Source organism: Candidatus Eisenbacteria bacterium (assembly GCA_005893305.1).
GTDB lineage: Bacteria > Eisenbacteria > RBG-16-71-46 > SZUA-252 > SZUA-252 > WS-9.
Window position 1 is genome coordinate 9,139 of record VBOZ01000012.1, and the last position, 21,768, is coordinate 30,906.

A 21,768-nucleotide genomic window follows, 5' to 3' on the forward strand; every position below is an offset into this window, starting at 1 on the left:
AGCTCTGCGAAGTATTCGATCGCATAGCGGGCCTTCTTCGCGGCGATCCGGAGCGCGTGGAGGTCCGGCTCCTCCATCGTCTGTTCCGCCTTCTCGTAGGCGTCCTTCATGCCGCGCTTCCAATGCTCGATGATCCGGGGCGCGATCAGATAAGCGGGCGCAACACCCTCAGGCACCGAATCGGCCGCCGGCGGACCGGCCTCGAGCGTGGCGCGCGCCTGGGATGCGACGGTCCGGAACCGCTCCGAGTCGAGGCGTTCGATCATCTCGAGGCGCCGCGCGGCGCGGCGCACCGAGAGCCCTTGCGCGAAAATCCGATACGCGGGCCGCTCGAACGAGGTGGCCTCGGCCTCCATCGCGCCCACGCGCGCGATGGCGACGTCCAGGTCGCGAACGGCGCCGAGACCGCGACCGATCCACCGGAGCTCCCCGCGCAGGGCCTCGCGAAGCACCTCGGGGTAGCCCTCGCCCAGAACCTCGAGCGCGGTACGAAGCCGCCGGCACGCCACGCGCATGTCGTGGACGTAGTCGGGATCGACGCCGAGCCGGGTGCCGGGCTCGTTCCAGAACAGCCGGCCCAGCTGCCTCCCGAACGTCTTGTGCGCGACATCCAGGAGCCGGTCGGCGTGGTCGAGCGCGAACGCTCGCTCGTCCCGCTCGGGGAGCTTCTCGCCGAGGGCGGCCATCGCTGCTGCGAGCTTGGTTTCGGCGGTCTGCTGGAGCCCCAGCCGCTCCTCCACGGCCCGCTCGACCTCGCCGAGCGCCTCGCCTGCGCCGTTCTCAAGCTCCACTTCGATCTCCTGGAACGAAGCGGGCGGAACGCTGACGTGGTCGACGGTGAGCGATCCGAGCAGCGTCTCCCCGCGGAGCCAGCGGAAGCGCTCGCGGTCGTTCCGGACCCGCGCGCGGACCTGAAGCCGCATCACGGTCCCTAGTCCATCGAGGGGCTGCAAAAGCCCCGTCACCGGGCCGGGATCGAGCGCGGCCCAGGGAGGATCCCCGTTCGGCGCGTCCTGGGTCCACTCGGTGCGGGCGAGAGCCTCCGTCTCGGTGGATCGAAGCGATTTCGCCTCCAGGCGAAGCCGGTGACCGTCCGCGCGCAGCCGCAAAGCGATCCCTGCCCGGTAGAGCGTCCAGTCCTCGGTGTCCAGGTAGCGGTCTTCCTGCGCGATAGTGCCGCTCGGCTCGAGACGAAATCCCGCCGACTCGACGGCCGCGCGAACGGACTCGGCGTCGCGCCCCTCGGGCAGGCGGAACTTGATCTCGCGCTCGATCATCATGGCCTCGATCACGTCTCGGCGATCCGACGGAGCGCGGCAGGCTGGATCAGCCACTCGAGGAAGCCCAAGCCGGGCGCGGCCTCGGCGGGGAAGCCGATCAACGCCGCCGCGCCCTTCCGAAATACGAGCGAGGCGGTGTTGCTGGGACCAGAGAGCAGGTACGACGCGAAGCCGCTCAGGTGCGGCTCGTGCCCGACCACGGCGACCGATTTCGCGCCGAGCACGGCGACGGCGCCAAGCGCCTCGGCGAAGTCGGCGTCCGGTTTCAGGTGTGGCGTGTACTCGATCTCCAGGTCAGGCCGTACGGCGTCGCGCAAGATTTCGGCCGTCTGGCGGGCGCGAATGAGCGGGCTCGAGAGGATCCGCTCGGGGCGCACCTCGAGCTTCTCCAGGCCCCTGGCGGCGAGGCGGAACTTGTGAATTCCCTCTGGGGTAAGCGGGCGGTCGTCGTCCCAGGGATAGGCGGGGTCGCCGCGCTCGACGGCGATGGCGTGACGCACGATGTAGAGATTCACTCTCCCCTCGGGGAAAAGCCTGGCATTACAAGACTTGTGGCGAGGCTAGCGATATCGTAGCCGCGGAATTGTCTCATAGGCGGAGCCTTCTGGTCAACCGTGACGGGGCGCCCCAGCCGCAACTTGACGGACCCCCCTCCGGCGGGGGAAGATGCCGTTAATGCCTTCACCGACAAAGACTTCCTTTCCCATCCGCTGCGCCGGAATGGACGTCGGCTCGAACGCGCTGCGGCTCGCGATCGCGGAATTCAGAAGCCCCACCCAGTATGAAATCCTAGAGCGGGTGCGGGCCCCGGTCCGCCTGGGCGAGTCGGTCTTCAAGACCCAGCGGATCGACCCGGCGACCATGGAGGCGGCGCTCGACGCGTTCCGCTCGTTCCGTCGCAAGATGGAGCAGCACGGCGTGGTCGTCCACCGCGCGGTCGCGACCAGCGCGACGCGCGAGGCGAAGAACCGGGCCGCCTTCCTCGAGCGCGTGCGAAGCGAAACGGGCCTGGATCTAGAACTGATCCAGGGAACGGAAGAGGCGCGCCTCGTCGCCCTGGGCGTCAAGACCAAGATCTCCCTCGAGCGCGGGCTCTCGATGATCCTCGACGTGGGTGGCGGTTCGAGCGAGATCGCGCTCGTCGGTCACGGCGAGATCCTCATCGTCGAGTCCCACGACGTCGGCGCGGTTCGGCTTCTGGATCGCGCGGGAAAGGGATCGCCCGAGAAGCTGCTCAAGATGATCCACGCGACGCTCCGCTCGGCGCGGTTTCCGATCCTCGACTACTTCAAGCGCAGGAAGCTCCAGCGCCTTGTCGGCACGGGGGGAAACATCGAGACGATCGCGACTTTAGCCTCGACCAACGGCGCCGCCAAGGGGAGCGGATCGGAGCGGCCGCCCACGCGCGTGACCGTGCCGCGGCTTCGGAAGCTCCTGAGCCAGCTGGCCAAGCTCTCCCCGGCCGAGCGGGTCGAGCATTTCGGGTTCAAGGCCGATCGCGCCGACGTGATCGTTCCCGCGGGCGCGATCTTCGAGTACGTGGCGACTCGCGTCCGCGCGCGTGAGATCTGGGTACCGTTCGTGGGGCTGGTCGACGGCGTCCTGATCGACGTGGCGCAGGCGGCGGGCGCCGAGGGGATGAAGCAGCTCGAGGTCTCGCAGACGAGGAACGCCGCCGTCGCGATTCTGAAGAAGTACGACCCGGAGCCGAAGCACGCGCAGCGCGTGAGCACGCTCGCGGCCTCGCTCTTCGACCAGCTCAAGCCGATGCACGGCCTGGGCAAGCGCGACCGGCTGCTCCTCGAGATCGCGGCGCTCCTCCACGAGGTTGGGAACTTCATCGGGCCGAACGGCCATCACCGCCACTCGTTCTACATCATCGCCCAAACGCCGATCCTGGGTCTCACCGACGATGAGCTGATGATCGTCGCGAACGTCGCGCGATATCACCGGAAGGCCCCGCCCGATATGAGCCACGAGGGCTATCGGGACCTCTCGGAGGGTGACCGCGAGCGGGTGCGCGTGCTGGCGGCGATCCTGCGCGTGGCCGACGCGCTCGACCACGACCACCGCCAGCGGGTGACCGCAGTGCGGGCGAAGCAGCGGGGCTCCGAGCTGCGGCTGAAATTGCGCACGCGTGGCGACATGACCCTGGACGAGTGGTCGGTGGGCGACAAGGGTGACCTCTTCCAGGGCGAGTTCGGGCTCAAGCCCGTGGTATCGGGTCGTGAGTGACACGACCGTAGAGAACGGGGCAGGCGGGGCGGCGGTCGCGCCAACGCCGCCCGCCGCGGCGCCCTCAGCGGCGCCCGCAGCGGCGCCTGGCCCGCCGGCTGTCGCCGCTCCGCCGATCATGTCGGTCATCGACGTCGGGGCGAGCGGGATCCGCATGCTGATCGCGGAGCTTCATCCCGACGGCGAGGTGAAGACGCTGGAGCAGCTCGAGCGGCCGCTCTCGCTGGGTCGCGATACCTTCCGCACGGGGACGCTCTCGGCGGCCAGCATCCAGAAAGCGGTCAACGTCCTCCGCCAGTATCGCGCGCTCATGGAGCGTGACCCACACCCGTGCCGTCGCCACCAGTGCGGTGCGCCAGGCCCTGAACCGCGACACCTTCGTCGACCGTGTCTTCCTCGCGACGGGGATCGAGATCGAGATCATCGAGGGCTCGCAGGAGACCCTCCTCACGTTCGCCGCGGTCCAGCGCGCGCTCGGCGGCCACCCGGAGGTCGGCACCGGCGACGCCCTCATGTTCGAGCTGGGCGGCGGCGCGACCGAGTGGGCGCTCATGCGCGACGGCGAGGTCGTCGCGTCGATCACGCACGACCTGGGCACGGTGCGGATGCGCGAGCTCCTCCGCACGGGAGAGACCGAGCGGCGCGCGAAGACGCGGCTGATCCAGCACAACGTGCGCGAGATGATGAACGTGGTCCGCCGCTCACTCCCCTTCAAAGACGTCGCGAACCTGATCGCGGTCGGCTCGGAGGCGCGGTTCGCCGCGCGGGCGATCGCCGGCGGAGAGGGCGCGGCGGTCGCGGCCAAGGACTTGAGGAAGCTCGCCGACCAGATCCTTCCGATGACGCCCGAGCAGGTGGCGTCGGCGTACGGCGTGGCCGCGAACGAGGCCGAGTCGCTCGCGCCGGCGCTCCTCGCCTATGCCGAGCTGATCCGCTTGAACCAGGTGGAGCGCTTGCTCGTGCCCAGCGTCAGCATGCGCGACGGGCTGGTGCTCCAGATGGCGAAGTCGATCCAAAGCGGATCGAGCGTTTTCTTCCCCGAGCAGACGATCGCGGCCGCGGTGAATCTCGCGCGGAAGTACTCGGCCGACGAGAAGCACGGGACCCACACCGCCGCGCTCGCCCACGCCATCTTCGAGGCGACGCGCGCCCAGCACCGGATGGGTGACCGCGAGCTCCTGCTGCTCGAGGTGGCGTCGATCGTCCACGACATCGGCGGCTTCGTCGCCGCGCGCGGGCACCACCGCCACGCCTATTACCTGCTGACCCACTCCGAGATCTTCGGGCTCTCCGGCCAGGATCTCGAGATCGTGGCGAACGTCGCCCGCTACCACCGCAAGGGCGGGCCGCAGTCGGACCATCCCGAGTACGCGTCGCTCCCGCGCCCCGCCCGGCTCACCGTGAATCGCCTCTCGGGCATCCTTCGCGTGGCGGACGCGCTCGACAAGGGGCACACCCAGCGGATTCAAAACCCCAAGATCTCGGTCGACGGGGACGAGCTTCGCATCGAGGTCGGCGCCGGGGAGGATCTGGCGCTCGAGCGGATGGCGCTCGATTCCAAGAGTAGCCTCTTCGAGGAGGCCTTCGGCCTCAAGCCGGCCCTGGTCGAAGAGGCGTGAGCGAGCCCAAGTACCTGAACCGGGCGCTGACCTGGCTCGGGTTCAACGGGCGCGTGCTCGAAGAGGCGCAGGACGCATCGAACCCAATTCTCGAGAGGGCCCGCTTCCTCGGAATCTTCGCGTCGAACCTCGACGAGTTCTTCATGATCCGCGTCGCCGGCGTCCGGGAGCTGGTCCGAGCCGGGCTCGACCACCGCGAGCCGGATGGGCTGGCACCGGCCGAGCTGCTCGAGAAGATCGCCGGCAGGGCGCGCGAGCTGAGCGCCGCGGCGGCCGCGGTCTACGTGAAGGAGATCGTGCCCGCGTTGCGCGACGCGGGAGTGCGCTTTCTCGCGCTGGCCGATCTGGAGCCGCGTGAGCGCGCATTCCTCGATAATCTCTTCGCGAAGGAAATCTTTCCGGTCCTGACCCCGGCGGCGATCGACGCCCTGCTTCCGTTTCCGCACGTCACCAACCTTGCCCTTTACCTCGCCGTCCGCCTGGAGCGCGAGGGTGCGGAGCCGCGCCTCGCGATCCTTCAGCTCCCGCGGACGGCGCCGCGCTGGATCCAGGTCGGGGGGAAGGACGCCGTGCGGTTCGTGCTTTTGGAAGAGGTGATCCGCGAGCACATCGGCGATCTCTTCGAGGGGCACACGGTGGCCGAGGCGGTCGCCTTCCGCGTGACGCGGGACGCCGATTTCGCCACGGACGACCAGGAAGCAGAGGATCTTGTCGACGCGGTGCGGCTGGTGTTGAAGAGCCGGCTCCGAGGCGATCCGGTGCGGCTGGAGGTGGAGGAGGGCGGAAGCGACGCGATCGTCGCCCAGCTCGCCGGGGCCCTCGGGCTGGCCTGCCACGACGTCTTCAAGCTTCCGGCGCCGCTCGATCTCAGGTTCCTGATGGAGTTCTCGCGCCTTCCGTCCCTTCCTGCCCCGCGAGCCGAGCCGTGGGCCCCTCAGCCTCATCCTGGGCTCCGGCCGAACGAAGGGATCTTGAGCGCGCTCGCCGAGCGGGACATTCTCCTCTTCCATCCCTACGAGAGCTTCGAGCCTGTGATTCGGATGCTGCGGCTGGCGGCAGAGGACCCTTCGGTCCTCGCGATCAAGCAGACGCTCTACCGCACGTCCTCGGGCTCCGAGGTGGTGCGCGCCCTCGAGCGCGCGGCCGAGAACGGGAAGCAGGTGACCGTCCTTCTCGAGCTTCAGGCCCGATTCGACGAGGAGCGTAACGTGAACTGGGCCCGCCGCCTCGAGGACGCGGGGGCCCAGGTTCTCTACGGGCTCGCCGGGTTGAAGACGCATGCCAAGGCGCTCCTGATCGTCCGGAGGGGTCCCGGAGGGATCGAGCGCTACGCTCACCTCGGGACCGGTAACTACAATGAAAGGACGGTCCTCGAGTACTCCGACCTGAGCCTCCTCACCGCAGACGAGGATCTCTGCGCCGATCTGACCGCGTTCTTCAATGTGGTGACCGGCTACTCCGAGCCGCTCCCGTGGCGGCGCCTCGCGATGGCGCCGCTGGGACTTCGGCAGCGCTTTCTCGGCCTGATCCGCCGGGAGATCGATAAGTCGAGTGCGGAGGAGCCAGGGCAGATCCGCGCGAAGATGAACGCCCTCGTCGACACCGCGTTGATTGACGCCCTCTACGAGGCCTCGGGGGCGGGCGTGCGGATCGATCTCAACGTCCGCGGGTCGTGCCTCCTCCGGCCGGGGGTGAAAGGGATGAGCGAGAACATCCGCGTCGTGACGATCGTGGACCGGTTCCTCGAGCATTCTCGAATTTTCGAGTTCCGGAACGGCGGCGACATCGAAGTCTTCATGGGCAGTGCCGATTGGATGCCGCGGAACCTCGACCGGCGCGTCGAGCTGGTGGCACCAATCGTGGACCCGGAGCACCGCGAGCGGCTCAGCCTGATCCTGGACACGTTCTTCGCCGACAACGTGAAGGCCCGGGAGCTCAAGTCCGACGGCACGCTCGTGAAGCGGGACGGTCGGAAGAAGCCGTTCCGCGCGCAGGAAGCACTCTGGCATGAGGCGCAGGAACGGGCCACCCGACCGCCGCATCCCGAGCGGGAGGCGGTCCGCCCGATCCGGAAGGCGCCGTGACAGCGGTCCGCGCGCGGCTGAGCGTTCCCAACCACGGAGGGTAGGGCCATGGCGTCTTGGGTTCAGCGGATCGTGGGAGCGGCGAAGCTCGACGTCGCCACCTACGAAGAGGTCGAGGCGGACTCGACCGCCACCGTTCAGGCGATGGGAGTGGTGCTCCTCTCGGCGGCGGCGGCGGGAGTCGGCGAGATCGGATACGGCGTGCGCGGAATCACCGTGGCGGTCGCCGCCTCGTTGATCGGATGGGTCGCGTGGGCCTTTCTCATTTGGCTGATCGGGACGAAGTTTCTCGCGGAGCCGGAAACGAACGCCGACGTGGGGCAGCTGATGCGAACGATCGGCTTCGCGGCCGGCCCCGGGATCATCCGCTTCCTCGCGTGGATTCCGATCCTAGGGCCGCTGATCGATCTCGCCGCGTGGGTCTGGATGTTGGTCGCGATGATCGTGGCGGTGCGCCAGGCCCTCGACTACAAGAGAACCGGCCGGCCATCCTGGTGTGTGGGATCGGCTGGTTCGTGAACGTCATCATCTTCGTCTCGCTCGCCTCGCTCCTGGGCATCGCCGTGCTCAGCGTGAAGAACATGACCGGGGTCTAGTAGCGGAGCTCGGCCGCGAGCCGCGCGAGCCAGGCGTTCTCCGTGGCGCCGCTCACGTGATCCACGTTCTCGCGCCGGCGGTAGCCGGCGCCGGCGCTCAGGTCGACGTTATCGCGCGGGAGCCACCGCAGATCCCCCCAGACCTCGCGCCGCTCCTCGACGACGCCGGAGAGCCCCGAGCCCACCTCGCCCTGGGCGGGGCTCCACGACTCTCCGAGACGTCCTTCGCCCTTGTTGACGAACTCGCCGCTCCAGCGCAGCTGCCAGTCGCGCGATAGGTCATAGCCGGCCTCGACCCAGAGGTTCTCGACGTCGGGACCGTACAGGTATCCGAGCGGCCGGCCCCGGTACTCGAAATTCTGGCCGTAGTAGACGCTGTAGGTGTAGATGCGGACCCGGGCGTACTCGGCGAGGAAGTGGATCATCCCGTCGCCCATCGGGCGGTCGCTCCGGAAGCCGGCCTGCCACGCGAACCGATCGGGCATCGCCTTGTTCTCGGTGGTGAAATCGTCGACAAGAAGCTCGCCGTAGAGCGTCAGGTTGGGCGAGACGCGCACGACGGCGTCGGCGGACGCCATCGCGTTCGAGCGCTCGAGCGTCCGCACCGAATCGGTCGAGGCTTCGCGGATGTGTATCCGCTCGACGAGCGTGTAGGGGATCGCGCCGATTCCATAGAGCAGGTCGATGCCGTCCCCGGTGTAGCGGACCGCCTCGGCGAGTCCCAGGTTCAGCCACGGCGTGGCCGCGAGCTCGAGGCGGTGCGCGGCGAACATCCGGTGCTCCGCGCTCGAGAGGATTCCCGAGACGGCGGTCGCGGTGACGCGACCCGCGGCGTTGCCCTGGAGCCACAGGAATCCCATCGGTCCCGCGGCGTCGGCCAGGAGAAGCGTGCCGCGGCGCCCCGGGCCCCAACGGAAGTAGTCATAGCCGACCGCCGCCGTGACCGCGCTCAGGCGTCCCGTCAGCTCCGTGTGGAGTACGGCCATCTCGACGTCGGTGCGGACGGCGAGCGGATCGATGAAATTCCGCTGGCCGCGGATCCGCGTGATGCCCAATTCCAGAAATTCGCCGAAGCCGGGCTGGATCTGAAGTCCCATCCGGGCGCTGACGGCCGTTTCGTCCCGGAATCGGAAATGGGCCGCGTTCCGCTTCTCGTCGTAATCGCCGCGGGCGTGCCCCGCGCTCACGATCCGGAAGCGGGTATCGCCGCCGCGCCAATCCGCGAGGGGTCCGGTCTCCGGACGCTCGGGTGCTTGGCCCAGATCGGTCAGCTCGCGCGCGAGCTCCCGCTCGAGACGCCGGTAGCTGAGATTTCGCTCCACCTCGGGGTGGAGGCGGCGGGCACGTAGGAGGGCGCGGGCCACGTCGACGCGGACCAAGGGGCGCGTGTAGATTCGCAGGGAGTCGAGCAGACCGCGCGCGGCCAGGACTTCGATCTCCTCGTACGCGGCGCTTCGGACCGGGAGAAACTCGGCGGGGTCCGCGGAGGCCGGGCGCGGGCTCCACGCCGCGGCGCCAGGGCCGCCCCACGCGGCAATGCATGCGCCAATGAGAACCGCGCGGAAGGGTGTGCCGAAGCGCATCGCGCGAGAGTACCTGGGGTGTGGCCCGGAGGCCACAGGGTGTTCCCGGGGCAGCGACCGGTGTGCCCTCCCGATCGCCCGGCATCCCCCTAACTCGTTCATTTACAATGAAAACTCCCATGGCACGTCGGCTGCAAAGGATGGGTGTGGTTGGTGGTCACTCTAAACCCCGGAGGCCGTCATGGAGCGCCGTGCGCGCAGATCGAAGAGAGTCGCCGTGAATCCCTATCGAACCGTCCTGGTTGGAGCGGGCCTGGCCGCAGTCTGGCTCCTCGCGTTGTCCGCGAAACCGTCCGCTTCCGCCGCATCGGAAGATACATCCACCTTCCTTCGCGGCGATGTGTTCGCCAAGGAATCGTTCGCATCGATGTCGGAGCGTCCGCTCCGTCGCCGCGGCTCTCGACGCTCGGACGACTACGGGTACCGGCGCCAATCGTCGTACGGCTTCTTCAATGTCGGCGGGGGCGTCTTCGATCCCTCGAACCAGCCTGGGACCGGGTTCTACGGGACCGTGTCCGGCGGCACCGAGGCCGGCGACGCGATGGATCTCGGCGCCCAGCTCTCGTGGTATCACCGCGGCTCGCGCGGCGAGCGCGTGTTCGCCTCGTATACCGACCCGGCCGGAAATACCGTGCGGCAGGAGGTCGAGACGCAATCGGTCAACACGGACCTCGTGCCCCTGATGGGGATCGTCCGCGTGAAATTCCCGCTCACGCCGCAATTCCAGCCCTACCTCGGCGCGGGCGCCGGGTACGAATGGCTCCTCGTCGAGGGGACCGACAGCCAGGGCAATGCGTTCAGCAACGATTACGCGGGCTTCGGAGCCCAGCTCATGGCGGGAGTCAACCTCTCGGCGTCGTCCTCGACCGCGCTCTACGCCGAGACCACGTATAACTTCAGCACCGTGCACGCGGACTTCTACGACCCCTTCATCAACGCGAACGTTCGGGAGTCGCTCGACTTCGACGGGCTCGCGCTCCACGGCGGCATTCGCGTTCGGTTCTAGTTGTCTCCCAAACGCTTGTGGGTTACCTTGGCGACGAGCAGGGCCGTCCGCGTGGGGACCGGGGGGGTCTGAACCCAACGCAGTCCAAGGAGGAAATTCGCGATGACACGAGCTTCGTTCCGCTTCGTTGCGCTCTTCACCGCGATTGGGCTTTGCTGCGCCCTCTCGCCCGCTTTCGCGCAGCAGCACGCGCAGACCGCGGCCCAGAATGACGTCGGCCTCGGATTCAAGGGAATCGGCGGAAGTCTCGGCTTGGTCGACCCCGAGAACGCGAGCAGCGCGGTCGCTCTGGGATTCCACGTCGACGCGGGCACGATCGTCCGCAACGTCCACCTGATCCCGTCGTTCAGCTACTGGAATGTCGGCACCGACGTCGGCGCGTATCACGCCGACGTGAAGGACCTCGCGTTCGCAACGGATGTGAACGTCGACTTTCCGCTCCAGGGCGGCCGCTTCACGCCCTACCTCGGCGGAGGGCTCGGGCTGAACTTTCTCTCCTTCGATTCCAACGCCCCGAACAGCGTCAGCGCCAACGACACCAAGCTCGGCCTGAACCTCCTGGGAGGCATGAGGAACGACGTCATGCCGAACCTGGCGATCTTCGGGGAGCTCCGGTACTCCTTCGTGACCGACGCGAACCAGCTCAAGATCCTGGGCGGGTTCACCTACAAGTTCATCTACTAGGCGCGCGAAGCGCCTGAGGAGGGAAAGATGAGACAGATACGCCTTTTCGGAGTGATTTTCCTTGCGCTGTTCTTGGCAGTCGGCCTGTCGGCTTGCAACAAGAAGGCCGAGACCGACGTTTCCTCGACGACAACCGAGGGGAGCCAGGCTACCGCCTCGAACCCGGCGACCACGCAGGAAACCCCTTCGCCCGAGCCGAGCACGTCCCAGCCGGCGCCAACGACCACGACAACCACCACCACGACCACGACATCCTCGAAGCACACGACCAAGTCGTCGCCCTCCAAGACGACGAAGGCGGTGCCTGCGGCGGAGACGCATACCGTCTCAATGCCCGCCGGGGCGGCGTTCGACGTGCAGCTGACCACGCCCGTGAGCACCAAGACCTCGAACGTGGGCGACAAGATCGAGGCGACGCTGATCCAGCCCTTGGTCGCGGCGGATGGGCAAGTGATCGCAAACAAGGGGGCGTTGGTTCGGGGAGAGATCGCCGAGCTGACCCGTGCTAGCAAGTCGAGGGCCGCGGAAGATCGCGCTTCGCTGAAGTTGGCCTTCACGTCCATCCAGACCGTGGACGGCGAAAAGAGCTTGAGCACGACCGTGACCAACTCCGAGGGGAAAATGGTCGCGGGGAGCACGACCAAGCGTGACGCGCTCGTGATCGGCGGCAGCGCCATGGCCGGCGCGATCCTGGGCAAGATCATCGGGAAGGATACGAAGGGTGCGGTCGTCGGGGCGTTCGGAGGCGCCGTGCTCGGGACCGGCGCGATGATGGCGTCGAAGGGCCACGAGCTCGAAGTCCCCGCCGGGAGCAAGGTCTCGCTCCGGGCCGAGGAGCCGATTACCGTCGTCTCGAAGTAGCGCGATGGGAGGCGCGGTGTTCAATCTGTCGAACCCGCTCCTCAACATCGTCGCGCGCACCGCGGTCATCTATCTGGCGCTCCTCGTGGGGCTCCGCCTCACGGGGAAGCGTCAGGTAGGGCAGTTCACTCCGTTCGACCTCCTTCTCCTCCTCCTCCTCTCGAACGCGGTTCAAAACGCGATGGTCGGCCCCGATACGTCCGTGGCCGGCGGGCTCATTGCCGCGTGCACGCTGTTCGGGGCGAACCTGATCGTCGCGGCGATCGCGCGGGGGAGCCGCCGGGCGGCGAAGGTGGTGGAGGGCACGGCGACCTTGCTCATCCGCCACGGCCAGGTCATCCAGCAGAATCTCGACAACGAAGGGATCTCGGCGGAAGACTTGCGGAGGGCGCTCCGGGAGCACGGCATCGACGACGTGAAGTTGGTGCGCGCCGCGATCCTGGAAGTCGACGGCTCGATCAGCGTGCTGCGCGAGGACGAATTCCCCAAGGTCGAAAGGCCGTATCACCACATCCGCGGCCTGAAGCGAAAAGCTTAGCGGCCTGAAGCGAAAAGCTTAGAGGATCCGCTTTCCCAGAAGGCTCTGGGCCAGCTCCACCGCGAGAATCCCCGTCATGTTCCGCGTGTCCAGGACCGGGTTGACCTCCACCAGGTCGAGCGAGAGGACGTTCGCGCGCTCGCTCAGGATCTCCATGGCGAGGTGCGCCTCGCGGTAGCTGATCCCGCCCCAGAGGGCCGTTCCCACGCCCGGCGCGTCCTCCGGATCCACCACGTCGAGGTCGAAGGAGACGTGGATTCCCGCGGTGCCTTCGCCCGCGATCCGCATGGCGTCGCTCACCACGTCTCGCATGCCGCGCTCGTCCACGTCGCGGATCGTGTAGACGGTGACGCCGCTCTTCTTCAAGATTTCCCGCTCGCCGGGATCGAGGTCGCGCACGCCGACCAGGACGACGCGGCCCGGCTCGACCTTCCGTCCCCGCCCGCCGAGACCCACGAGGTCGGGATCGCCCATTCCCATGGAGATCGCGAGGGACATGCCGTGGATGTTCCCGGACGGGGTCGTCTCCGGCGTGTTGGCATCGCCGTGCGCGTCGAACCAGATGACGCCCATCGAGCCGCCCTGGCGACTGACATGGTTGCTCACGCCCGCCAACGAGCCGATCGTGATGGAATGGTCGCCGCCCAGGACGACCGGCATCCGGCCCTCGCCGAGGCTTCGCTCCACCTCGCGCCGGAGCGCGTCGCACGCGGCGAGGATCGCCCGCTTGTAGCGGAGCACGGGGGCGCCGACCTCGAGCGTCTCGGGGATCATCACGTCGATGTCGCCGAAGTCGACAACGGTGTGGCCCAGGGCCTCGAGATGGCGCTCGAGGTCCGCGATCCGGATCGCCGAGGGTCCCATGTCGACCCCGCGGCGGCCCTGGCCGAGGTCGACCGGGGCGCCGATGATCTCGAGCTGGCGCGTGCGTGGGTTCATAGGGCCGAGCAGTCTAGCAGAGGCGGGCGAGTCCTTGACACCTCCACGTCCGGGGCGGATACTCCCGCATTCCTTTCCCAATTGGGCCTACGAGACGAGGAGCTTCCTGGATGGACGCCACCCACGCACTGCTCAAAGAACTGACGGAGGGCTTCGGCCCGCCGGGCCACGAGGAAGAAATTGCCACCCAGATGCGGAAGCACCTGAAGGGCCTCGGCGAGGTCTCGCAGGATGGTCTGGGCAGCATCATCTGCAAGAAGAAAGGCACCTCGGACGAGCCCCGCATCATGGTCGCCGGGCACATGGACGAGGTCGGCTTCATGGTGAAGGGGATCACGCCCGAGGGATTCATCAAGTTCCTCCCCATGGGCGGCTGGTGGGGCCACGTCCTCCTCGCCCAGAAGGTGAAGATCCGCACGAAGCGCGGCGACGTCGTCGGCGTCGTGGGGTCCAAGCCGCCGCACGAGCTTCAGGAAGAGGAGCGGAGGAAGGTCCTCGAGCTCAAGGACATGTTCATCGACGTCGGGGCGACCTCCTACTTCGACGTGAAGAAGAAGCTCGGCGTCCGCGCGGGCGACCCGATCATCCCTGACGCGCCGTTCTCGGTCATGAACAACGAGCGGCTCTACCTGGCGAAGGCCCTCGACAATCGCGTCGGCTGCGCCTTGGTGGTGGATACGCTCCGGAAGCTCAAGGCCACGAGCCACCCGAACACCTTCTACGGCGTCGCCACGACGATGGAGGAGGTCGGGCTGCGCGGCGCGCAGACGAGCGTCGCGTCGGTCAAGCCGGACGTCGCGATCGCCGTGGACGTGGGCATCGCCCACGACACGCCCGGCTCCATCGGGGACGGCGACGAGAAGCTCGGCGCCGGGGTCGGAATCCTGGTCTACGACGCCACGTTGGTGCCGAACCGGAAGCTCCGCGATCTCGCGGTCGACATCTGCGAGAAGGGCAAGATCACCTACCACCTGGGCACGGTCGAGCGCGGGGGGACCGACGCGGGCCGCTTCCACGTCTACGACACCGGCATCCCCTCGCTCGTGATCTTCATTCCGACCCGGTACATCCACAGCCACTCGACGATCATGGATCGGAAGGACTATGACCAGGCGGTGCGGCTCCTGACCGAGCTCACGAAGCGCCTGGACAAGAAGACGGTGGCGTCGCTCTAGAGGCGTCCCCCGGCGATTCTCTCGAGTGGAGGGAGGGCGGATGAGCCAGGAGGCGAAGAAGTTTCTGGCCGAGCTGATCGGGACTTTCGCGCTGGTCTTCTTCGGCGCGGGGGCGATCCTCCAGCAGAACGCGACCCAGAGCGTCGGAACCACGGGCATCGCGGTCGCGCACGGCATGGCGATCCTCGTCGGCGTCTACGCGTTCGGCCACATCTCCGGCGGCCACTTCAACCCAGCGGTCACATTCGGAATGCTGGTGACGCGCCGCATTCGCCCCGGCGGGGCGATCTCCTATTGGGTCGCCCAGCTCGTCGGCGCTACACTCGGGGCATACGTCCTCTGTCGCGCCTACGGCGGCCCCACCGAGGCGCACCTGGGCGTACCGACGGTCTCGGCGGGCGTGACCCCGCTCATGGCGATGAGCCTCGAGGGCCTGATGGCCTTCCTGCTCGTCATCGTGATCTTCGGCACCGCGGTCGATCCCCGCGCGCCGAAGGGGTTCGCCGGTCTCGCGATCGGCTTGACCCTGGTCGGAAACATCCTGGCGGGCGGCTCGCTCACGGGCGCGGCGTTCAATCCGGCCCGCGCGTTCGGCCCGGCGTTGATCGCGGGTTATTGGCAGGATCAATGGCTCTACTGGGTCGGGCCGCTGCTCGGCGGCGCGATCGCCGCCTTGGTCTACGAGCGGGTACTACTCCAGCGCGCCTGAAAACACACCTCGGGCGGGGGATCTGATGGACCCACGTCCGGCCGCAATCGAGCGTGATCTCGGTCCTCTCCTCGAAGGCGAGGTCCGGACCGACCCGATCACGCTCGCTCTCTTTTCCACCGCCGCGTGCATCTTCCGCCGTAAGCCGGTCGCGGTCGTCTCCCCCCGCGGAACCGCCGATGTCGCGCGCACGGTCGAGTACGCGCGCTCGAAGGGGATCCCGGTCACGCCCCGAGGCGGCGGCTCGAGCCTCGCGGGGCAGGCTCTGGGCGACGGCATCATCCTCGACTTCTCCACCCACACCCATCGCATCCTCGAAGTCGACCCGGACCGCCGGCTCGTGCGCGTGGAGCCGGGCGCGATCCACACGCGCGTCCAGCGCGCCGTGGGGAAGCATGGGCTTCGGCTCGGCCCGGACCCCTCGAGCGGCGATTTCTGCACGATCGGCGGGAACGTAGGGACCAACGCGGCCGGGGCGCACACGCTCCGGCACGGCGCGATGAAGGACCACGTCGCCGCGCTCACCGTCGTGCTCCACGACGGCTCGGTCGTGACCCTCTCCGAGGAGGGCTCCTCGGGGAGCCCGGCGTGGGGGCCGATCGAGCGCGAGCTGACCGACCTGCTCCGGCGCGGCGCCTCCGCGTTCCTCCCCGAGAAGCCGAAGTCGAACAAGAACTCGGCCGGGTACGACCTCTGGGGCGCCTGGAACCCGGGCGATTCAGTTTCCTCGATCGGTCCCCGCTTCGACCCGATCCGGCTCTTCGTGGGATCCGAGGGAACGCTCGGCGTCGTCGCGGAGGTCACGATGCGGCTGGTGGAGAAGCCCAGGGCCACCGCGGTCGCGCTCCTCTACTTCGCGAGCTGGACGGACGCGAGCGAGGCGGTGCTCGAGGCGAGGGGCATGGGCGCGTCCGCGGTCGAGGCGATGGACCACACGTTCCTCGCCTTCGTTCGCGATTACCGTCCCGATCTTCGCGATCTCGTCCCGGAGAAGTTCGTGGCGGGGATTTTGGTGGAGTTCGAGGGAGACACCGAGGAGGAGGCGCGGACCGGGATCGCGGCGCTCGAGGAGTGGGTCGCGCCGCGGCGGGGGAAAGTGATCGACTTCCGCGCGGCCCGCACCGGCGAGGAGCGATCGGCGCTCTGGGGCGTGCGGCGCGCGGCGCTGCCGCTGGTCTACCGGGCCTCGCCCGTCGAGAAGCCGATGAACTTCATCGACGACACCGCCGTCCCCGTGGAGAAGCTGGGCGAATACATCGAGGGGCTGCGCGCGATCTTCGCGAAGCATCGGACGCGGTACGTCATCTTCGGCCACGCGGGCAACGGGAACGTGCACGTCATGCCTCTGATGGATCCGCACGAGACGACGTTCGCGGCGCGCATGGCCGCGATGGCGGAGGAAGCCTTCGAGCTGACGTGGCGCCTCGGCGGCACCATCACCGGGGAGCACGGCGACGGGGTCCTCCGCGCGCCGTACCTGCGCCGGCAATATCCGGAGTCGTACCCGGTCATGGCGGCGGTGAAGCAGGTGCTCGACCCGGACGGGATCCTGAACCCCGGAAACGTCATCTCGGGGGAGACGACGTTTCCCGAGAAGTTCCTGAGGTTCACGAACTCGTTCGTGCAGACCGGCACCGTCTTCGACGAGCCGGAGTACCGCGCGATGATCGAGCTTTGCCATGGGTGCGGCACCTGCCGCGATTACTGCCCGGTGGGGAGCACGACGCTGCGGGAGCCGCACACGGCGCGCGCGAAGTCGGTACTCCTGCTCGAGGTGATCCGGGGCGAGCTGCCGCGGGCGCTCCTGACCGAGAAGCCGTTCAAGGAAGTCATGGATTCGTGCTTCAACTGCAAGCTCTGCCTGACCGAGTGTCCGAGTCAGGTGGACATCCCGGGTCTCGCGATCGCCGCCCGGAAGGAGTTCGTGGAGGCGCGCGGGATGCCGCTCCGGAATTGGGTGTTGGGGCGCGCCGACCGGGTCGGGAGCCTGGTTGGAGCCGCGCCCGGCATCGCCGGCCTCGCCAACCTCGCGATCGGGAACCCGGTGGAGCGCGCCGCGCGCGAGAAGCTCGGTGGGATCGCCGGGAAGCTCGATCTCCCGCGGTTCCGCCGCTCGTTCGGGACAGGCGACCAAGGATCGAAGCGGGTGCTCGCGTTGCCGCTCACGCCGGCGGCGCCTGGACCGGGCGGCACCCACGCGCGGCTGGGGCCGATGCCATACCGCGACGTGCCGCTCACCAAGCGGGTCGCCTACTTCGCCGGCTGCTTCGCGCGCTTCCACGATCCCGAAGGGGAGGCGGCCGCCACCGTGAAGGTGCTCGAGGCGAACGGGATCGAGGTCATCGTTCCCGAGCAGCACTGCTGCGGCATCGCGCTGATCACGATGGGAGCGGAGCGGTCGGTGCGCGCGGACGCGGAGCGCAACCTCAGGTCGCTCCTGCCGCTCGTGGATCGCGGCTTCACGGTGGTGGCGAGCGCGCCCTCGTGCGGCCTGGCCCTGATCGAGGATTATCCCCGGATCCTGGGGACCGACGACGCGAGGCGTCTCTCGGACCACACGATCGACGTGCACCAGTACCTCTGGCGCCTCTACCAGCGAGGGGAGATGCGCACCGACTTCCGGGCCGTGCCGATCTCGGTCGTCTACCACAACGCCTGCCACTCGGTGGCCCAGGGGATCACCGAGGAGCCGATCCAGCTGCTCAAGCTGATCCCGGGTGTCGACGTCCGTCCGATCGACGATTCCTGCTGCGGGATCGCGGGGACCTACGGGATGAAGGCCGAGAACTACGACCGCGCGATCGAGATCGGCGACCCGCTCTTTCGCGAGATCGATCGCACCAAGGCCGAGGCGATCCTCACCGGATGCGGCACCTGCAACATCCAGATCGCTCACGGCGTGAAGCGCCCGGTCGTCCACACGATGTCGATCCTGCGCCGCGCGTACGGTGTTTGAGACGGAAGATCTTCTGGGCCAGTAAGGGGGAGGGGAAAATCGTGCTCGGCGGACTCGAGATTCATCCTGCCATCGTCCACTTTCCGATCGCGCTGACCGCGGTCGCGGCTCTCTCGGCGATTGTCTACATGCTGTTCCGCGTCGAGTGGATCCGTTGGTTCGCGCCGGTGCTCCTATCGCTCGCGCTCCTGGGTGCCGTCGGCGCGTACTTCAGCGGAGAGTCGGCGAAGGATCGCGCCGAAACGTTGGGCGTCCCGGAAGCGGCGATCGAGAAGCACGAGGAGACCGGCATCTGGGGCCTAGGGACGACCGGGCTGGCCTGCCTGCTCACGTGGGCGACCCATACGCGGCGCCGCGGCGTCTTTCTCTCCACTGCGCTAACGCTCGCGGCGGCGGGGATATTCCTCTGGAACGGCCACCTCGGCGGGCAGCTCGTCTTCATCCACGGCGCAGGGAAGGTGAGCGCGCCGGTGGCGCCTCGAGCGGCGGCTCACCCCGGAACGGCGCAGCCCCGCGCGCCGCACCCGCGGAAGAAGCGCTAGAGGCGAATCACGCTCAGCATCGCGGCGACGCCGAACGCGGTGATGATCCCCCCGGATACCCGATTCACCCATCGAAGAGGGCCCGCGTCGAAGCGGGCGCGAAGGAGGCCCATCGTCCCGCTCAGCGACAGCCACCAGAGCGCCGAGCCCAGGAAGACCCCGAGGACGAGGCTCGCCGGGGCAAGCGGATTGGAATGCGAAGTCCCGACGCCGATCGTGGCGAAGATCGCGACGAACGAGAGGATGGTCATCGGGTTGGTGAGCGTCAGGATGAACGTCGTGGCATAGGCGCCAAAGAGCCCCGTGCCGCGCAATCGGGCCGCCCTCTCGGCAGGCTCGGTGCGAATGGTGCGGACCCCCAGAAAGAGCAGGAACGCCCCGCCGATGAGGCGAATCCAGGTCTGTCCCCCGACCAGGAAATCGGTGAGCGCCGTGAGCCCGAAGGCCGCCACCAAGCCGTAGATCGTGTCGGCCGTCGCGGCGCCCAGGCCGGTCACGAAGCCGGCCGCGCGCCCTTCCGCCAGGGTGCGCCGGATGCAGAGCACCCCGATCGGGCCCACCGGGGCCGCGATCGAGAACCCGATCACGATCCCACGCACCAGGTAGCTCCAGCTCACGTCGGGTTGTCTCCTCGCATAGGGTTCGGTATACTAATCGGCTCGCAGCGAAATCCCAAGAGCAAGGAGACATTTCCGTGATTCCGGCGACACAGGTCAAAGTTGGCATGGTGATCCTGCACAAAGGGGAGCCCCTGCGCGTGACCAGCGTACTCCACGTCACCCCGGGCAATTGGCGGGGCATGGTGCACGCGAAGATGGTGAACCTCGTGACCGGCTCCCAGGCGGAACACCGGTTCCGTTCGGAGGACAAGGTGGAGCGGGCCGAGCTGGACCATCATCCGCTCCAGTACACCTACCGCTCCGGCGACGAGTTCACGTTCATGAACACCGAGAATTACGAGATGGTGAACGTGCCCGCGGATCACCTGGGCGACGCCGTGAACTACCTGGTCGAGGGCATGACCGTGGAGATGTCGTACTTCGACGGGAAGCCGGTCGGCGTGGATCTCCCGATGTTCGTCGAGCTGGAGATCGTCGAGACCGATCCGGTCATGAAGGGCGCGACCGTCACTTCATCCCCCAAGACGGCGAAGCTCAACACGGGTCTCGTCACCAAGGTCCCGCAGCACATGTCGACCGGAGACCGCGTCAAGATCGACACTAGGGATGGATCTTTCGTCGAGCGGGTGTAGTATCCGGGGATCGTGACCCGGCGATCCCTCCATCCAACCTTGGCCCTCCGAGCAGCAGCCTTTCTTGGGGCGCTCCTGCTTCCACTGCCCTGCTGTGTCTGCCTCGCAGGCGAGGAAGGAGAGCCGAAAGCGGCCGCCGCGACCCGCGGGTTCACCTTCAGGCCCCATCCTCTGCCGTATTCCCGATCGTACGGCGTCTTCGATCTTGGGCTCTCCTATCGATTGAACAAGGACAAGGGCTACTACTCGACCGACAGCCGCGTCGGAGTCTCGCTCGATCTCGGATATATGTGCAATCTGTCGCCGGAGAACGCGGTCGGAGTTAGCGTTTTCGGGTTGTCCGACGAGAGGTCGGAACGAGGCGGCGTCCGCGCTCGGTATCGGCGATGGCTGACCCCTGCGGTCGGCGCCGATGCCACCGTGGGGTTAGCGCTCGCGAATAGCGATGCGTACTACAGCCAGGCACCCAGATTCGTCGGGAGCGTCGGGGTTCAAGCGGGGGGCCTCGTGGGGGCTACGCTCGAGGCGGAGCAGATCGGCTCTTCTCGTGGCGCTGGGTCAGTCTGGGATTGGCGAATCGGGGGTCGTCTGGGATCGGGAGCGGGTGTGGTCGGGACGGTTCTGCTTATCGGCGCCCTGGCTGCCTTTATCGCCACGTATAGTTATGATTAGTCTCGCTCGGAAGGCTCGGTGGTAAGCTCGTAGTCAGTCCTCCCGCTCTGCTAGCCCCGGCCCCCAGCTCTACGGTTTTCGCCGGCCGGTTGTAGGAGGCCCTATGCGGCCCCGGGTCGCTGTCCTCGCCGCTGTTCTTGCTCTTGGATTCCCCTCGCGTTCGACCGCCTCCAGTACCGGATCTCTAGATTCGGCCGCGCCTCCCACGCCGGTGGTATTGGTCCAGCTGGAACGGGATTCGACGTTGATCGTCGCGCGGGTCGAGCCGTCTTCGCTTGGGATCGTGAGGGTGATTCATGAGGACGGCTCCGAGGAGTTCGTCGCGAATCACAGGATCCGCTGGATCCGGGACGCGGACGGCCGAGACAGGACCTCCTACGTTCTCGATCGAGGGAAAAGCCTCGGTGACGCCCCAGTTTCCATCCGATACGCGGCGCGGCGGGCGTCGCGGACACTCCGAGGAAGCCCGCTTCCGACCCGGAAATCGTTCCCCGTGATCCAAGCCGGGCTTCTCGCTCGCCTCGATCGGGATCAAGACCATCCGAGCGACCATCCAGTCTCAATGATGCTCGACCTCGGAGGAATGAAAAACGTGACCGAGCGCTGGAGCGCAGGCTGGAGCCTATGTTTCGCGGGCGATGAGGATTTCTCGCGACTGGGAACGAAAGTGAGATTCCGGCGATGGCTCGGCCCTGCGATCGCGATCGACGCCGCGCCGGGGATTCTCTTCGCCAAGGACATCAGTTCTTACGGGAGCCACTACCTTCCGGGGTTCGTGGGAGAGCTGGGAGTGAGCTTCGGAGATTGGGTGTCTGTGACCGCTCAGATGGAGGCGTCACGCCGAGAGCGCTATTATTTTTACCGCCAGGCAGGTTGGTTTGAGGGCGTGTCTCGGCTGGAAGGACGAACGGAAGTTTCCTGGTACTTCGGTGGCAAGTTCGGTGGAGAGGCGGCGATCGTGGGGACCTTTGGCACCCTTCTGCTCGCCATGATCTTAGCAGGGGGGGTGTCCCCGACGTTTTGATCCCCTCGATGCC

19 protein-coding genes and 1 pseudogene are annotated in these 21,768 nt (G+C 67.6%); 15 read left to right on the forward strand and 5 right to left on the reverse strand.

Annotation, left to right across the window (positions count from 1 at the left end; translation table 11 throughout):
• Both E6K79_04335 and sixA read right to left on the reverse strand, forming a co-directional pair.
• On the reverse strand, positions 1-1,292 hold a 1,292-nt coding region (locus E6K79_04335; protein TMQ65564.1), incomplete at its 3' end, for a CHAD domain-containing protein.
• Positions 1,289-1,795: a phosphohistidine phosphatase SixA gene (gene sixA / locus E6K79_04340; GenBank protein ID TMQ65565.1), complete on the reverse strand. Its 507-nt coding sequence runs from the start codon at positions 1,793-1,795 to the stop codon at positions 1,289-1,291. The genes sixA and E6K79_04335, both read right to left, overlap by 4 nt.
• A gap of 151 nt (positions 1,796-1,946) precedes the next feature.
• Between sixA and E6K79_04345 the strand changes: the two genes are divergently transcribed.
• From E6K79_04345 to E6K79_04360, 4 genes and pseudogenes are all read left to right on the forward strand, one after another.
• Entirely contained in the window at positions 1,947-3,515 is a 1,569-nt protein-coding gene (locus E6K79_04345) for a Ppx/GppA family phosphatase (GenBank protein TMQ65566.1), read from the forward strand.
• A 317-nt stretch (positions 3,516-3,832) separates the two neighbouring features.
• Entirely contained in the window at positions 3,833-5,134 is a 1,302-nt protein-coding gene (locus tag E6K79_04350; protein TMQ65567.1) for an HD domain-containing protein, read from the forward strand.
• Positions 5,131-7,218 (forward strand): polyphosphate kinase 1, encoded by a 2,088-nt coding sequence (gene ppk1 / locus E6K79_04355; GenBank protein ID TMQ65568.1) that lies wholly within the window; start codon positions 5,131-5,133, stop codon positions 7,216-7,218. Before E6K79_04350 ends, ppk1 begins: the two co-directional genes overlap by 4 nt.
• A 48-nt stretch (positions 7,219-7,266) precedes the next feature.
• Positions 7,267-7,814, forward strand: a pseudogene (locus tag E6K79_04360) (hypothetical protein).
• On the opposite strand, the gene E6K79_04365 reads toward E6K79_04360, so the two are convergent.
• Positions 7,811-9,499, reverse strand: a complete 1,689-nt coding sequence (locus E6K79_04365) for a capsule assembly Wzi family protein (GenBank protein ID TMQ65569.1) — start codon at positions 9,497-9,499, stop codon at positions 7,811-7,813. The pseudogene E6K79_04360 and the gene E6K79_04365 sit on opposite strands and share 4 nt — an antisense overlap.
• Positions 9,500-9,614: 115 nt before the next feature.
• Here E6K79_04365 and E6K79_04370 point away from each other — a divergent pair, with 115 nt between their 5' ends.
• The 4 genes from E6K79_04370 (at position 9,615) to E6K79_04385 (ending at position 12,486) form a co-directional block, all read left to right on the forward strand.
• Positions 9,615-10,403 carry an autotransporter outer membrane beta-barrel domain-containing protein gene (locus tag E6K79_04370; protein ID TMQ65570.1) on the forward strand — a complete coding sequence of 263 codons (789 nt, stop codon included), beginning with the start codon at positions 9,615-9,617 and terminating at the stop codon, positions 10,401-10,403.
• Between the two features lie 102 nt (positions 10,404-10,505).
• Positions 10,506-11,087 carry a hypothetical protein gene (locus E6K79_04375; GenBank protein TMQ65571.1) on the forward strand — a complete coding sequence of 194 codons (582 nt, stop codon included), beginning with the start codon at positions 10,506-10,508 and terminating at the stop codon, positions 11,085-11,087.
• 27 nt (positions 11,088-11,114) lie between these two features.
• Positions 11,115-11,948: a hypothetical protein gene (locus tag E6K79_04380; GenBank protein ID TMQ65572.1), complete on the forward strand. Its 834-nt coding sequence runs from the start codon at positions 11,115-11,117 to the stop codon at positions 11,946-11,948.
• 4 nt (positions 11,949-11,952) lie between these two features.
• On the forward strand, positions 11,953-12,486 hold the full coding sequence (locus E6K79_04385) for a DUF421 domain-containing protein (protein TMQ65573.1): 534 nt from the start codon (positions 11,953-11,955) through the stop codon (positions 12,484-12,486).
• 18 nt (positions 12,487-12,504) lie between these two features.
• Here E6K79_04385 and rocF read toward each other — a convergent pair whose 3' ends face one another.
• Positions 12,505-13,425 (reverse strand): arginase, encoded by a 921-nt coding sequence (rocF, locus tag E6K79_04390; protein TMQ65574.1) that lies wholly within the window; start codon positions 13,423-13,425, stop codon positions 12,505-12,507.
• 110 nt (positions 13,426-13,535) lie between these two features.
• Between rocF and E6K79_04395 the strand changes: the two genes are divergently transcribed.
• From E6K79_04395 to E6K79_04410, 4 genes are read left to right on the forward strand one after another with little or no spacing between them, the layout of a single operon-like run.
• On the forward strand, positions 13,536-14,600 hold the full coding sequence (locus E6K79_04395; GenBank protein ID TMQ65575.1) for a M42 family metallopeptidase: 1,065 nt from the start codon (positions 13,536-13,538) through the stop codon (positions 14,598-14,600).
• Between the two features lie 40 nt (positions 14,601-14,640).
• Positions 14,641-15,309, forward strand: a complete 669-nt coding sequence (locus E6K79_04400; protein ID TMQ65576.1) for an aquaporin — start codon at positions 14,641-14,643, stop codon at positions 15,307-15,309.
• 25 nt (positions 15,310-15,334) lie between these two features.
• Positions 15,335-18,265, forward strand: coding sequence for an anaerobic glycerol-3-phosphate dehydrogenase subunit C (locus E6K79_04405; protein TMQ65577.1), 2,931 nt, complete (start codon positions 15,335-15,337; stop codon positions 18,263-18,265).
• A 41-nt stretch (positions 18,266-18,306) separates the two neighbouring features.
• A complete protein-coding gene (locus E6K79_04410) occupies positions 18,307-18,807 on the forward strand; it encodes a hypothetical protein (protein ID TMQ65578.1) in 501 nt (166 codons plus the stop codon).
• On the opposite strand, the gene E6K79_04415 is transcribed toward E6K79_04410, so the two are convergent.
• Complete coding sequence (locus E6K79_04415; GenBank protein TMQ65579.1) at positions 18,804-19,424, reverse strand: LysE family translocator; 621 nt, start codon at positions 19,422-19,424, stop codon at positions 18,804-18,806. The two genes, E6K79_04410 and E6K79_04415, sit on opposite strands and share 4 nt — an antisense overlap.
• Before the next feature lie 77 nt (positions 19,425-19,501).
• Here E6K79_04415 and efp point away from each other — a divergent pair, with 77 nt between their 5' ends.
• The 3 genes from efp (at position 19,502) to E6K79_04430 (ending at position 21,755) form a co-directional block, all read left to right on the forward strand.
• On the forward strand, positions 19,502-20,059 hold the full coding sequence (gene efp / locus E6K79_04420; GenBank protein ID TMQ65580.1) for an elongation factor P: 558 nt from the start codon (positions 19,502-19,504) through the stop codon (positions 20,057-20,059).
• A 12-nt stretch (positions 20,060-20,071) separates the two neighbouring features.
• The gene (locus E6K79_04425; protein TMQ65581.1) at positions 20,072-20,731 is read left to right on the forward strand and encodes a hypothetical protein; all 660 of its coding nucleotides are present in this window, start codon (positions 20,072-20,074) and stop codon (positions 20,729-20,731) included.
• Positions 20,732-20,975: 244 nt separating this feature from the next.
• Positions 20,976-21,755: a hypothetical protein gene (locus E6K79_04430; GenBank protein TMQ65582.1), complete on the forward strand. Its 780-nt coding sequence runs from the start codon at positions 20,976-20,978 to the stop codon at positions 21,753-21,755.
• The last annotated feature ends 13 nt before the right edge of the window (positions 21,756-21,768 follow it).

What these genes read in the sequence shown, in the direction of transcription:
- E6K79_04375 (TMQ65571.1), top strand. Translation starts at nt 10,506, where the DNA reads ATGACACGAGCTTCGTTCCGCTTCGTTGCGCTCTTCACCGCGATTGGG.
- E6K79_04405 (TMQ65577.1), top strand. Translation starts at nt 15,335, where the DNA reads ATGGACCCACGTCCGGCCGCAATCGAGCGTGATCTCGGTCCTCTCCTC.
- E6K79_04385 (TMQ65573.1), top strand. Translation starts at nt 11,953, where the DNA reads ATGGGAGGCGCGGTGTTCAATCTGTCGAACCCGCTCCTCAACATCGTC.
- rocF (TMQ65574.1), bottom strand. Translation starts at nt 13,425, where the DNA reads ATGAACCCACGCACGCGCCAGCTCGAGATCATCGGCGCCCCGGTCGAC.
- E6K79_04395 (TMQ65575.1), top strand. Translation starts at nt 13,536, where the DNA reads ATGGACGCCACCCACGCACTGCTCAAAGAACTGACGGAGGGCTTCGGC.
- E6K79_04400 (TMQ65576.1), top strand. Translation starts at nt 14,641, where the DNA reads ATGAGCCAGGAGGCGAAGAAGTTTCTGGCCGAGCTGATCGGGACTTTC.
- E6K79_04380 (TMQ65572.1), top strand. Translation starts at nt 11,115, where the DNA reads ATGAGACAGATACGCCTTTTCGGAGTGATTTTCCTTGCGCTGTTCTTG.
- E6K79_04345 (TMQ65566.1), top strand. Translation starts at nt 1,947, where the DNA reads ATGCCGTTAATGCCTTCACCGACAAAGACTTCCTTTCCCATCCGCTGC.
- E6K79_04365 (TMQ65569.1), bottom strand. Translation starts at nt 9,499, where the DNA reads ATGAACGAGTTAGGGGGATGCCGGGCGATCGGGAGGGCACACCGGTCG.